Annotated in this window: 13 protein-coding genes; 9 read left to right on the forward strand and 4 right to left on the reverse strand. The window is 60.4% G+C overall.

Going from position 1 to position 12,085, the window contains the following annotated elements; translation table 11 throughout:
• The first annotated feature begins 25 nt into the window (after nucleotides 1–25).
• The 5 genes from HDF10_RS10290 (at nucleotide 26) to HDF10_RS10310 (ending at nucleotide 6,083) form a co-directional block, all read left to right on the forward strand.
• Nucleotides 26–532, forward strand: coding sequence for an NADH-quinone oxidoreductase subunit J family protein (locus tag HDF10_RS10290; RefSeq protein WP_179582173.1), 507 nt, complete (start codon nucleotides 26–28; stop codon nucleotides 530–532).
• A gap of 2 nt (nucleotides 533–534) precedes the next feature.
• Nucleotides 535–846 carry an NADH-quinone oxidoreductase subunit NuoK gene (nuoK, locus tag HDF10_RS10295; protein WP_183813027.1) on the forward strand — a complete coding sequence of 104 codons (312 nt, stop codon included), beginning with the start codon at nucleotides 535–537 and terminating at the stop codon, nucleotides 844–846.
• A gap of 5 nt (nucleotides 847–851) precedes the next feature.
• The gene (gene nuoL, locus HDF10_RS10300) at nucleotides 852–2,897 is read left to right on the forward strand and encodes an NADH-quinone oxidoreductase subunit L (RefSeq protein WP_260177800.1); all 2,046 of its coding nucleotides are present in this window, start codon (nucleotides 852–854) and stop codon (nucleotides 2,895–2,897) included.
• A 100-nt stretch (nucleotides 2,898–2,997) separates the two neighbouring features.
• The gene (locus HDF10_RS10305) at nucleotides 2,998–4,563 is read left to right on the forward strand and encodes a complex I subunit 4 family protein (RefSeq protein ID WP_183813028.1); all 1,566 of its coding nucleotides are present in this window, start codon (nucleotides 2,998–3,000) and stop codon (nucleotides 4,561–4,563) included.
• Nucleotides 4,563–6,083 (forward strand): NADH-quinone oxidoreductase subunit N, encoded by a 1,521-nt coding sequence (locus HDF10_RS10310; protein ID WP_183813029.1) that lies wholly within the window; start codon nucleotides 4,563–4,565, stop codon nucleotides 6,081–6,083. The genes HDF10_RS10305 and HDF10_RS10310 overlap by 1 nt, the downstream gene beginning before the upstream one ends.
• Before the next feature lie 283 nt (nucleotides 6,084–6,366).
• Here the strand turns inward: HDF10_RS10310 and HDF10_RS10315 are convergent, their stop codons facing one another.
• The 4 genes from HDF10_RS10315 to HDF10_RS10330 form a co-directional block, all read right to left on the reverse strand.
• Nucleotides 6,367–6,675 (reverse strand): ATP synthase F0 subunit C, encoded by a 309-nt coding sequence (locus HDF10_RS10315; protein WP_183813031.1) that lies wholly within the window; start codon nucleotides 6,673–6,675, stop codon nucleotides 6,367–6,369.
• Nucleotides 6,676–6,835: 160 nt separating this feature from the next.
• The gene (gene atpB / locus HDF10_RS10320) at nucleotides 6,836–7,567 is read right to left on the reverse strand and encodes a F0F1 ATP synthase subunit A (protein ID WP_183813033.1); all 732 of its coding nucleotides are present in this window, start codon (nucleotides 7,565–7,567) and stop codon (nucleotides 6,836–6,838) included.
• A 43-nt stretch (nucleotides 7,568–7,610) separates the two neighbouring features.
• The gene (locus HDF10_RS10325) at nucleotides 7,611–8,012 is read right to left on the reverse strand and encodes an ATP synthase subunit I (protein ID WP_183813683.1); all 402 of its coding nucleotides are present in this window, start codon (nucleotides 8,010–8,012) and stop codon (nucleotides 7,611–7,613) included.
• Nucleotides 8,013–8,043: 31 nt separating this feature from the next.
• Nucleotides 8,044–8,307 (reverse strand): AtpZ/AtpI family protein, encoded by a 264-nt coding sequence (locus HDF10_RS10330; RefSeq protein ID WP_183813034.1) that lies wholly within the window; start codon nucleotides 8,305–8,307, stop codon nucleotides 8,044–8,046.
• A gap of 112 nt (nucleotides 8,308–8,419) precedes the next feature.
• Between HDF10_RS10330 and HDF10_RS10335 the strand changes: the two genes are divergently transcribed.
• The 4 genes from HDF10_RS10335 to HDF10_RS10350 all read left to right on the forward strand — a co-directional run bounded on the left by HDF10_RS10335 (nucleotide 8,420) and on the right by HDF10_RS10350 (nucleotide 12,064).
• Nucleotides 8,420–10,198 carry a lysine--tRNA ligase gene (locus HDF10_RS10335; RefSeq protein ID WP_183813035.1) on the forward strand — a complete coding sequence of 593 codons (1,779 nt, stop codon included), beginning with the start codon at nucleotides 8,420–8,422 and terminating at the stop codon, nucleotides 10,196–10,198.
• A 75-nt stretch (nucleotides 10,199–10,273) separates the two neighbouring features.
• A complete protein-coding gene (gene cyoE / locus HDF10_RS10340; RefSeq protein ID WP_183813036.1) occupies nucleotides 10,274–11,230 on the forward strand; it encodes a heme o synthase in 957 nt (318 codons plus the stop codon).
• Between the two features lie 4 nt (nucleotides 11,231–11,234).
• A complete protein-coding gene (locus HDF10_RS10345) occupies nucleotides 11,235–11,798 on the forward strand; it encodes a DUF420 domain-containing protein (RefSeq protein ID WP_183813037.1) in 564 nt (187 codons plus the stop codon).
• Between the two features lie 38 nt (nucleotides 11,799–11,836).
• Nucleotides 11,837–12,064 carry a hypothetical protein gene (locus HDF10_RS10350; RefSeq protein ID WP_183813038.1) on the forward strand — a complete coding sequence of 76 codons (228 nt, stop codon included), beginning with the start codon at nucleotides 11,837–11,839 and terminating at the stop codon, nucleotides 12,062–12,064.
• The last annotated feature ends 21 nt before the right edge of the window (nucleotides 12,065–12,085 follow it).

Below are 12,085 nucleotides of genomic sequence, written 5' to 3' on the forward strand. Positions count from 1 at the left end.
TTCACAAAGGACCTGACGGAACATCATGCAACTGGCACTCTTTCTCATCTTTGGCGGGCTGGCCGTAGCGGGAGCGTTAAACCTGCTCCTGCAGCGCCATCCCATCAACAGCGCACTCTCGCTGGTCGTCGTCATGATGTCGCTGGCGGTCCTCTACTGGTCGCTGGGGGCCGAGTTCCTCGCCGCCTCCCAGGTCATCGTCTACTCGGGCGCCATCATGGTCTTCTTCGTCTTCGTCATCATGCTCCTGAACGCAGGTGAAGAGGAGCGAACCACCGGCAGTCGAGCCGCCTACCTCGTCGGCTTCCCCGGCGCCGCTGCCATCTTCTGCCTGCTCAGCTTCGTGTTTCTCTCGGAGCGCAAGGCTCTCGGCTACACCAACATCGGCGGCTATCTCAACCACGTCACCAGCAACATCTCCGAGATCAGCACGATCCTCTTCACCAAGCTTCTGCTCCCCTTCGAAGTCACCTCGATCCTCATCCTGGTAGCCATCCTCGGAGCCGTTGTGCTCGCGCGAAAGGAGCAATAGAGATGTCCGCACAGGTGCCTATCGCCGCCTATCTCATCCTCGCCGCCGTGCTCTTCTCCACCGGCGTCGCGGCCTTCCTCATCAAACGCAACCTCATTACCATCTTCATGTCGATTGAGCTCATGCTCAACGCCGTCAACCTCACCTTCGTCGCCTTCGCGCATATGTGGCACCAGCTCTCCGGCCAGATCTTCGTCTTCTTCGTGATGGTGGTCGCCGCAGCCGAGGCCGCCGTCGGCCTTGCCATCATCATCGCCATCTTCCGCACGCGTGAAACGCTGAACGTCGACCAGATCGACCTGATGAAATCGTGACCTCTATGCCCTCTGCTTCCATGATCTCCGACTACCTCTGGCTGATCCCGCTCGTCCCCTTTGCCGGCTTCCTCATCAACGGCACTGTGGGCCGCAAGTTTCCCCGTCCTCTCGTCTCCGCCGTCGCTCTGCTCTGCACTGCTCTTCCAGCCGCAATTGTCGCGTGGCTTTGGATCGTCATGAAGGCCGATGGCGCGCCCGAGGTCCTCCGTGTCGTCAGCCAGCCGTGGATCGCAATCACCGGCCTCCAGATCGACTTCGCCCTCACCGTCGATCACCTCACCCTCATCATGCTCGGCGTGGTCACCGGCGTCGGCTTCCTCATTCACGTCTATTCGGTCGGCTATATGGCGCATGAAGAGGGGTACTGGCGTTTCTTCGCCTATCTGAACCTCTTCATGTTCTTCATGCTCGTCCTCGTCCTCGCCGAGAGCTTCCTCCTGCTCTTCGTCGGCTGGGAGGGTGTTGGTCTCGCCTCTTATCTGCTCATCGGCTTCTACTTTCAAAAAGACTCCGCCGCCAACGCAGGCAAGAAAGCCTTCATCGTCAACCGCATCGGCGACTTCGGCTTCCTGCTCGCGATGTTCCTTCTCGTCCGCGAGTTCGGCTCCCTCGACTTCTCCCACATCTTTCAGGCGATCAGCGTCAATCCCGAGTGGCACGGAGGTATCCTCACCGCGATCGCGCTCCTGCTCGTCCTCGGCGCAGTTGGAAAATCCGCGCAGATTCCGCTGTACGTCTGGCTCCCCGACGCGATGGAAGGCCCCACTCCCGTATCCGCGCTCATCCATGCGGCAACGATGGTCACGGCCGGCATCTACATGGTCGCCCGCTGCCACGTTCTCTTCGACCGCAGCCCCTACGCGCTCGGCGTCGTCGCCATCATCGGCGCAGCTACAGCAATCTTCGCCGCCTGCATGGGCATGGTGCAGCACGACATCAAACGCGTCCTCGCGTACTCCACCGTCTCCCAGCTCGGCTATATGTTTCTGGCCTGCGGAGTCGGAGCCTACACCGCCGGCATCTTCCACCTGCTCACCCACGCCTTCTTCAAGGCGCTGCTCTTCCTCTCTGCTGGCTCGGTCATACACGCGCTCTCGGGCGAGCAGGACATGCGCAAGATGGGCGGCCTCCGCAAGCGCATCCCCATCACCTTTTGGACCATGACCATGGGAGTCTTCGCCATCGCCGGCATTCCTGGATGGGCAGGCTTCTTCTCCAAGGACGAGATCCTCTATCAGGCCTTCGTCTCAACAAATCCTCTCGGCAAACTGCTCTGGCTCGTCGGGCTCATCACAGCGGGAATGACCGCCTTCTATATGTTTCGCCTCTGGTTCAAGACCTTCTTTGGCCCCGAGCGCTTTGAAGAACACACCGATCTCCACGACCACGGAGCAGCCGTCCACACTCACTCCGGCAGCCACGCCGTGATGGTCGTCGACCCGGAAGACAACCACGCACACGGTGTCCACGAATCCCCTGCGGTCATGACCGTTCCTCTGGCCATCCTCGCGCTGCTGTCGATCATCGGCGGGTGGGTAGGGATTCCCGCTGCGATGGGGGGCCACAACGAGATCGAGCACTTTCTCGGACCTGTGTTCTCCACTGGAGCAATTGCCGAAGCCGCAACCACCACTGCCTCCCGTGGCTTGGAACTCGGCCTTGCGACAGTCTCAGTTCTCGTCGTTGCCATCGGCTTCTTCTTTGCCTTTGTTTTCTATTACAAGAAGCCCGGCACCGCCGCAGCCCTCGCAGCAAAGATGCCCGCTCTTTACAACCTAGTCGCCCACAAGTTCTATATCGACGAGGTTTACAGTGCTCTCATCGTCTCCCCGCTGCTCATGTTCAGTCGTCTCTTCCTCGGTGGCATCATCGACGGCGGCATCGTCAACGGTTCAGGCGCCGCCGCGGGAGCAACCACACGAGGATTCAGCTCTCTCGTCCGCCGCGTTCAATCTGGAAACATTCGCTCCTACGCCGGCTGGCTCGCACTCGGGGCCGCCGCAGTTCTGCTCGTCATGATCTTCGGACGCTCCATCTGGATGCACTAACGTTGTCCCGGCTCTTCTATTTGCTTCTTGTTTGATTTGTCATTCCGCAGGAATCTGCTTCTGTACTTGTAGTTCGCAACTGCACCACCCAAAGGAAACGATGAATATCGACCACACCATCCTGACCGTACTCATCCTTGTCCCCCTCGCGGGCGCGGTCCTGCTGGCCTTGCTGCCCGACAAGGGCAGACTGATGCAATGGGGTGCTCTCGCGGTCACTCTCATCACCTTTATCTGCACCCTGCATCTGCCCGCACGCTACGACTACTCGGCTGTCGCCGGCAGTTTCCAGTTCGAACAGAACCACGAGTGGATCAACTCGCCCGCCATCCGCTATCACCTCGGCGTCGACGGCCTCTCCATGTGGCTGGTGGTGCTCACCGGCTTCCTCGCTCCCCTCGGCGTCCTCGTCTCCTGGAACACCATCGGGGACCGCAAGAAGCTCTTCTACACCCTCTTCCTCCTGCAACAGGTCGCGATGATCGGCATCTTCGTCTCGCTCGACCTCTTCCTCTACTACGCCTTCTGGGAGCTTTCGCTGGTTCCCATGACGCTGCTCATCGCCACCTTCGGCCGCAGCGCCAACCGCCGCCGCGCCGCCATCAAATACTTCCTCTACACCTTTATCCCCTCGGCGATCCTGCTTGTCGGCATGCTCTGGGTCTACGCCCGCACCGGCACCTTCCAACTCCCGGAGCTAGCCCAGCTTGCCGCCGCCCACAATATCTCCAGCAACAACGCAGCGCTCTGGCTGGCCTCGCTCGCCTTCCTCGTAGCCTTCGCGGTCAAAGTTCCAGTCTTTCCGCTTCACGGCTGGCTCACAGACGCAATCACCGAAGCCCCCACCGCTGCCGTAATGGTTCTGGTCGGCAAACTCGGCCTCTACTCCATCCTGCGCTTCTCCTTCAGCATCTTCCCCGAGCAGTCGCGTCATATCGCACCACTCATGATCGCCCTTGGAGCCATCGGCATCGTCTACGGTGCGCTCATCGCTCTCGTGCAAAAAGATCTCAAGCAACTGGCCGCATACGGCGCACTCGGACACGTCAGCGTCGTGGTGCTCGGCATCTTCACCTTCACCATCGCGGGCATCGACGGTGGCATCTACGCCACCCTCAACGAGGGCATCGGCGCCGGTGCCTTCTTCATCCTTCTCGGCATCCTCTACGAGCGCTACGGCACCTACGACATGCGCGACTATGGCGGTCTTGCCGCCAAGCTTCCCTGGATGGTGACCCTCTTCGTCATCACAACCCTGTCTGTGATTGGCTTGCCGATGCTTAACGGCTTCGTAGGCGAGTTCCTCGTACTCACTGGTGGCATGCAGTCCGCCGTCACCCATCACACTCGCTGGACGGTGCTCGCCACCACCGGCGTCATCCTCACCGCCTCCTACATGCTGTGGATGATTCAGCGCGTCTTCTATGGCGACCTCAACGAGAACACAGCCGACGTCCCAGTCCCTGACGTCACCGCCCGCGAGCACCTCGCACTCTGGCCTCTCATCGCAGTGATGTTATTCATGGGCATCGCGTCCCCCTACTGGTTGCGCGCCATCGATACCGCAGGCACCTACCTCGCGCAGGAACCGCAGCCCATCGAGCTCCCAGCCGCCATCAGCACCATCGTCCCACAGACATCCGCCGCCCAGGAGGCCACGAAGTAATGTCCCCTAACGTCCTGGCCCTCCTTCCCGAGCTCATCCTCACCCTCGCCGGTGTCGTCGTCATGCTCGCGGAGCCATGCTTGAAGCCAGGCTCCAGCCGCAAGCCTCTTGGCTGGCTCGCCATCGCCGGCACCGTCGCCGCCCTTGCCGCAAGCTGGTATCAGATTCAGTTCGGCACCATTCACGCCTTCTCCGGCACCATTCAGGTCGACGCCTTCTCGGTGCTCTTCCACTTCGTCATAGGCTCCGTCGTCCTGGTCACCCTGCTGGGCTCAATAGATTTCTTCGAAGGCAATGCCAGCCACGCAGGCGAGTACTTCGCTCTCGTCCTCTTCGGCGCAGTCGGCATGATGCTGATGACCTGCTCGGTCGAACTCCTCATGGTCTTCGTCGGCCTCGAGATCTCGTCCATCTCGACCTACATTATGTGCGGCTTCCGCAAGGGTCAGGCCACCGGCACCGAGTCCTCCATCAAGTACTTCCTGCTCGGCTCCTTCGCTACTGCCTTCTTCCTCTACGGTGTGGCCCTCTCCTTCGGTGCGACGGGCTCGACCAACATCTACGCCATCGCCCACGGCCTCGAGACCACAGCCACCCCAGCCCTCGCCTTTACGGCGCTCGCGCTCATCCTTATTGGTCTCGGCTTCAAGGTCTCCGCCGCCCCGTTCCATGTCTGGACCCCGGATGTTTACCAGGGCGCACCAGCACCCGTAGTCGGCCTCATGTCGACCGCACCCAAAGCCGCTGCCTTCGCCGTCCTGCTGCGCATCACCTTCACCGGCTTCCCAACCTATCAACACCGCTGGGCCATCCTCATGTGGGTTATGGCAGCCCTGTCCATGACTGTCGGCAACCTCGGCGCTCTTATGCAGCGCGACGTCAAACGCATGCTCGCTTACTCCAGCATCGCCCATGCGGGCTACCTGATGGTCGCCTTCACCGCCTTTCCCTTTGACGGGATCGCCGCAGCCTGTTTCTACACTGCGACCTACGCCGCAATGAACGTTGGAGCCTTCGCGGTAGTCACGCAAATAGCCGGCTACGACGAGCGCGCTCGCAGCATCGACGACTTCACCGGTCTCGGCCAGAAGCGTCCCTACCTCGCCGCTCTGCTCAGCTTCTTCCTGCTCTCGCTCATCGGAATCCCCTTCACCGGCGGCTTCTTCGGCAAGTTCTACGTCTTCTCAGCGGCGATCCACGGCGGCAACGTGTGGTTGGCCGTCATTGGCCTGCTCAACAGCGGCGTCGCCTGCTTCTATTATCTCCGTCTGCTGGCTGCGATCTACACTCGCCCTGGCAGCGAGAGCACACGTCTCAATCAGCTTCGGCGCATCGGTGTTCCTGCGGCGATTGGGATTGGTCTTGCCGCTGTGGCGACGGGCGCTCTTGGCATCTTGCCCAGTGGTGCGGTTTCCTTCGCAGAGTACGCCAGCCACTCCACTCTCATCGAACAGGGCCGACAGGAGTGTGCTGCCTCTCCCGATAGCTGCCACCTCCAGCTGCAGTTCGACGAGAAGTAACTACGTCCTGCCGGACGGGCCCACTGCGCGTGGAGCGGCCACTTCGTGGCGTGTATACCGGTCTTGGCAAGATGATAGACATAGGTCCTCCCGTTGGTCGGCACGAGCTCCTTTCCGACCAACGGGAGGACCTACACTGTCTCTTCACCCCAAACAAGGTAAACAAGTCACGAAGTGACCGCCCTCCGCGCAGGAGGCCCGTCCGGAAGGACAAATAGACAAACAGAAAAGCCTCCGCAAACACCGGAGGCTTTTCTGTGCCACAAACTCCCAGCCCAGAAGCTTACTGAACCTTGAGGAAGATGATGACGAACGTGAACAGCGCAAGCGACTCGATAAACGCCAGACCAAGAATCAGGAAGATAAAGATTCCAGGACGAGCACCCGGGTTACGTGCCAGCGCCTCGGTTGCCGAAGCGGTTGCCTTACCCTGACCCAGACCGCAAAGACCAGCAGCCAGCGCCATGCCCAGACCAGCAGCCAGAGGAACCCACTGGGCTCCGGGGCTTGCAGCGGCAGTGCTCTGCGCAAAAGCCGGCGTTGCAAACAGCAGCGCGGCCAACGACATAAAGAGATATTGCAGCTTCTTCATCGTGTTACTCCTGCCTCCGTGGATACGCCGCCAGTGGGTGGTTGATGCTCACCGTGCTGGCACCCTCACGCTATGCGGCGTTGTTACACACTGCGAGAGGAGGCTCCCAACGCAGCGAAACTTGGTAGCCCAGGGCTTCAGCCGTGGGTGATGCGAAGCATCAATGATCGTGTGCCGTTGCCAGCGAGAGATAAATCGCCGCCAGCAAAAAGAACACGTACGCCTGCACCACAGCCACGCCAAGGTGCAGCCCCAGGAAGATCAGCGGAATCCCAACTGGAACCAGCGAGAAGAACGCAATCGTCACCAGGTCTCCCGCAAACATATTCGCGTAGAGACGAACGGTCAGCGAGAGAACGCGAGCAAGGTGCGAGATGATCTCAATCGGCAGCAGCAGCGGGTACAACCACCATACCGGGCCGAGAAACTGTTTGATGTACGCCCAGCCGTTCTCGCGGATGCCGTGATAGTGATAGTAGATAAACGTAACCAGCGCAAACCCGAGCGGTACGACGGCGTAAGCCGTAGGCGACTTCAGCCCCGGAATAATACCCATCAGGTTGGCCAGCAAAATGAACAGCCCCAGAGACGTCAGGTAGCTCGTGAAACGCTCCGACCCGTGGCCGATGATCTGCTCGCCCTGCTCCGAGACAAACTCATGGGTCATCTCTGCCAGATGCTGCGCGCCGGCTGGCTTCTCGACGCTTAACGTCATCCGTACGAGGATGAAGTAAGCAATCAGAACGAGAAACACAAGCAGCTCCATCGCGAACGAATCCGTAATCGGATAAGCCGGATACTTCGGATGCACATGCACGGCCTGCAGTAACGAGGTCGTAAACGCACCGAAGTGCTGATTCAAAAATTGGGTGAAGAGAGTCTGTGTCGGCATATAAATAAAAATTTCTGTTCCATCAAATCCGCGAACGCCCGGCCTAAACCGACCACGCCTTCATCAGCCTCAAACCCTCGACCGTCAGTGCAAACACACCCAGAGCGAGGCCAGCGGCAAGCGCGTAGACCGAACCATTCAGAATCTTAAGGCTAACATAAAGCAGCACTACGGTCAGCCCCAGCCGAAGGAAGAAACCAAACAAAATCAGCCCCATCGGCTTCGCTTTTCCTCCGCCATCCATCCGGACCATCACTGCCGTCATCAGCCGCAGCCACTCGAACAGCCCCGACCCAGAGATCAGCGCCCCCACCAGCAGCAAAACCGCGGACTGCCACCCCATCTTCCACCACACCAGCGGCGCCGCAACCACGGTAATCACCACCAGCAGCCGCAACGCGCTCAAAATCGTCCGTTTGAAGTCCGCGTCGCTAAAGCTCTCCATCGTCTTCACAAGATCATCCTCACCTGCGCTCTTATCCACGCTTGATGTACCGCGACGCCGTCCGAAAGATCTGGACGAATCCAGCCGCCGCTCCAAGCAGTATCCCAACAATCGCGATCCAGCTCTGATGAAAGTGGCGATCCAGCCAGCTCCCCACCAGCCACCCGATCACGCATCCAGCCGGCAGCGCAATCGCCAACTGAATCATTGATTCAGCCTTCACCAGCTCGCCGAGCGCACCTTTACCGTTCCCGCCCGCATCATTACCGCCGTTCCCTGCTCCATCATCCGTCATAGCAGGACTATTACACCACGCACAGCACCCACTGACACACCGAAGTATCCTTCTCGAGCCCTCATGCCTCGCTATACTGGGGTGTCAGTAACATCCAGCCAAAGGAATCCCTGTGTACGAGTCGGAGTTCGAAAAAAATCTTTACCAGCAACGCCGCGACAAGCTACAGCAGATCGCCGCCCTGGGTCAGCTCGAAGGCCTCAGCCTCGCGGAGGCGACCTATCCCAATCACTACGCCGCCAGCCACACCATCCCCGAGATCCGCGCCGCCTACGACTCCCTCACCGCCGAGCAGTTCGATGTCGACCCCATTCTCGTCAGCATCGCTGGCCGCATCATGGCCATCCGCGTCCAGGGCAAGGCCGGCTTCGCGCAGCTACAACAAGGCGGCCAGCGCTTCCAGATCTACGTCCGCAAAGACGACGTCGGCGAAAACATCTTCGCCCTCTACAAGCTCCTCGACCTCGGCGACCACATCGGCGTCCGCGGCCATCTCTTCCGCACGCGAACCGGCGAGCTCACCGTTCACGTCGGAAGCTTCGATAACCTGCCCGCCCTGACCTTCCTCACCAAGGCCATGCTCGCTCTGCCCGACAAGTACCACGGTCTCGAAGACACCGAACTGCGCTACCGCCAGCGCTACGTCGACCTCTTCATGAACACCGGCGCCACCAAACACGCCACCCCGGAAGAATCGCGAAATGACGGAGCGCAAAGCGAACCACCGGAACCCGAAACACCAAACGTCCGCGAGGTCTTCGTCAAACGCGCCGCCATCCTCCGCGCCATCCGCAAGTTCTTCGACCGTCGCGGCTACCTTGAAGTCGAAACTCCGATGATGCATCAAATAGCCGGAGGTGCAGCAGCCCAGCCCTTCACCACGCATCACAACGCGCTCGACCTCGACCTCTTCCTCCGCATCGCACCCGAGCTCTATCTCAAGCGCCTGGTCGTAGGCGGCCTCGATCGCATTTACGAGATCAATCGCAACTTCCGCAACGAAGGCATCAGCACCCGCCACAACCCCGAGTTCACCATGCTCGAGTTCTATCAGGCCTACGCGAACTATCACGATCTGATGACCCTCAGCGAAGAGCTCATCATCTGCGTCGCGAAAGAAGTCAACGACACCACCATCACCCACTTCAACGGACACGAGATTGATCTCGGCAAGTGGACCCGGCTCTCCATGCGCGAGGCCATCATCAAATGGTGGCCGCCGAACGCGCCAATTCAACCAGCCGTAGAAGATTTTTCTTCCGAGGAAAAGTTCAAGGCACTCATTCATGAAGGAGAGAAGTTCGCCGACCCGGAGAAGTCCTCCTTCGATCGAGCCCTCAATCGCCTCGGTGCAGACTGCCACTTCGTTCGCGAGTTCGTCCTCGACAAGGGCGCACCCTACGGCAAAGCCATCTCCGATCTCTTCGAGCTGAGAGCCGAGGCCCTGCGAGGCGGCGAGATGGGCATCGAGGAGCCGCTCATCCAGCCCACCATCATCTACGACTTCCCCCTGGCCGTCAGCCCCCTCTCGAAGATCAAGCCCGACGAGCCCGACTGGGTCGAGCGATTCGAGTTCTACATCGGCGGCTTCGAGGTCGGGAACGCCTTCTCCGAGCTCAACGACCCCGACGACCAGCGCACCCGCTTCGAGCAGCAGATGGCCGAAAAAGCCCGCGGCGACGACGAAGCCCACCAGATGGACGAGGACTATGTTCGCGCCCTCGGCTACGGTCTACCCCCCACAGCAGGCGAAGGCATCGGCATCGACCGCCTCACCATGCTCCTCACCAACTCCAAGTCCATCCGCGACGTCATCCTCTTCCCCCTCTTGCGTCCCCAGGTCAAACAGGCCGACGCAGTCGAAGTCAAACATGGCGAGTCAGCCGAATAGAACACAGCCCGCCGAATAGCGCACACGCGGCGACGCCAACCCCGTCGCCGCGCCTCAAACGCGTTATCCTTACTTGTGGCCACCTCCGCGACAACCGATCACGTCCTCGCGCCCGCGAAGCCCCATTCGTTGCTCGCCGACTACGCCACCCTCTTCAAAGTCCGCATCTCCACCATGGTCATCATCACCGCCGGAGCCGGCTTCTACCTCGGCAGCCTCCAGAGCGGCATCAGCCCCTTCCACGCCGGCCTCCTGCAAGCTCTCCTCGGAATCACTGTCGTCACCTGCGGTAGCAGCGCCCTGAATCAAGCCCTCGAGCGCAAGACCGACCGACTCATGCACCGCACCGCCGATCGCCCTATGGCCGCCGGTCGCATCTCCCTCACCCACGGCCTCGTCCTTGGCTTCGCAGCCACCTTCCTCGGCTCCCTCTACCTCGCCTACACCACCAACCTCCTCACCGGAACCCTCACGCTGCTCACCGCCATCGGCTACGTCGCCATCTACACCCCGCTCAAGCGCGTCACCACGGTCAACACCTTCATAGGCGCATTCCCCGGAGCGTTGCCACCCCTCATCGGCTGGACCGCCGCACGCGGCGTCATTGAGTGGCCCGGCGTTGCCCTCTTCGCTATCCTCTTCGTCTGGCAGTTCCCTCACTTCATGGCCATCGGCTGGATGTACCGCGAAGACTACGCCCGGGCCGGCATTCGCCTCACGCCCAATCTGCCCAACACCCAGTACGCCGCACAAAGTACAGTCATTCAAGCGCTCTTCTACGCGATCCTTATGATCCCCGCCAGCCTATGGCCCGCAGCGCTCCACACAACCGGCTTCTTCTATGCGGCAGCAGCCACGATCCTCGGCGCAGGCTACCTCTGGTACACCATCCGCTTCGCGCGCATCCTCCGCAATCCCGACTCCGACTCCTCCTGCCTCGTAGCCCGCGACCTGCTCCGCGCCTCAGTGATCTACCTCCCGCTACTTTTAGCCGCCATGATGCTTGACGCCAAAGGACGCCTGCTCTTTTAGACCAATGCCCTCATCGACCCAACAAGTCAATCCGGAGTACCGCACCCCGCCTGCTGTCATCGCGTCGATCATCGCCATCAGCGCAGTCGCGTCGCTTTTTCTCGCGTGGCTCGTCTACTATCACCCTCCGGTCGACGTAGCAGGCACTCACCTCGTCTTCCTTCCCGCGCTCGACGCCGTCCTCAACGCCCTCTGCGCCGTCTTCCTTGTCATCGGATATCGCTTCATCCGCCGCCGCCAGATCACCGCACATCGCAACAGCATGTTCGGCGCCTTCATCGTATCGAGTGTCTTCCTCGTGGCCTATATCGCCAACCACGTCCTACACGGCGACATGCTCTTTCCTAAGACCTATCCCACGGCGCGCTTCATCTATCTCTGGATCCTGCTGACACCCCATATTCTTCTCGCGATCATCTGCCTGCCCATGATCCTGATCACCTTCTTCCTGTCCCTCACCGGCCGCTTCCCCGCACATCGCCGCCTCGCACGCTGGACCTACCCCATCTGGCTCTATGTCTCGGTCTCCGGAGTCATCGTCTACGCGATGCTCGCCGCATACCGATAGCCCATCCTTTGAACACGCAGACTCCAAGCACGACTCTTATGCAGCCAGACACCCGCAAGCTCCTCCGCACCGGCCTCCTCATCTTCGGGACTGGAGTCATCGCAGCAGCACTCATCTTTACCAGCTTCGGCGGCATCACCCGCCATCAGGGCCCGCACACCAACCTCGGCTGGCTATCCCTGATGCTAGCCATGGGCTGCCTCCCCACCGGCTTCCTCACGCTTCTTCTGGCAGCGATCAAACTCATCGGCGACCGCCACCGCTAAACCCTCCACTCAATAAAAGAG

Source organism: Tunturiibacter empetritectus (genome assembly GCF_014201375.1).
Lineage (GTDB): Bacteria > Acidobacteriota > Terriglobia > Terriglobales > Acidobacteriaceae > Edaphobacter > Edaphobacter lichenicola_D.

Coding starts and splice junctions, on each gene's coding strand:
- HDF10_RS10290 (WP_179582173.1), top strand. CDS start 26: ATGCAACTGGCACTCTTTCTCATCTTTGGCGGGCTGGCCGTAGCGGGA.
- nuoK (WP_183813027.1), top strand. CDS start 535: ATGTCCGCACAGGTGCCTATCGCCGCCTATCTCATCCTCGCCGCCGTG.
- nuoL (WP_260177800.1), top strand. CDS start 852: ATGCCCTCTGCTTCCATGATCTCCGACTACCTCTGGCTGATCCCGCTC.
- HDF10_RS10305 (WP_183813028.1), top strand. CDS start 2,998: ATGAATATCGACCACACCATCCTGACCGTACTCATCCTTGTCCCCCTC.
- HDF10_RS10310 (WP_183813029.1), top strand. CDS start 4,563: ATGTCCCCTAACGTCCTGGCCCTCCTTCCCGAGCTCATCCTCACCCTC.
- HDF10_RS10315 (WP_183813031.1), bottom strand. CDS start 6,675: ATGAAGAAGCTGCAATATCTCTTTATGTCGTTGGCCGCGCTGCTGTTT.
- atpB (WP_183813033.1), bottom strand. CDS start 7,567: ATGCCGACACAGACTCTCTTCACCCAATTTTTGAATCAGCACTTCGGT.
- HDF10_RS10325 (WP_183813683.1), bottom strand. CDS start 8,012: ATGGAGAGCTTTAGCGACGCGGACTTCAAACGGACGATTTTGAGCGCG.
- HDF10_RS10330 (WP_183813034.1), bottom strand. CDS start 8,307: ATGACGGATGATGGAGCAGGGAACGGCGGTAATGATGCGGGCGGGAAC.
- HDF10_RS10345 (WP_183813037.1), top strand. CDS start 11,235: ATGCCCTCATCGACCCAACAAGTCAATCCGGAGTACCGCACCCCGCCT.
- HDF10_RS10350 (WP_183813038.1), top strand. CDS start 11,837: ATGCAGCCAGACACCCGCAAGCTCCTCCGCACCGGCCTCCTCATCTTC.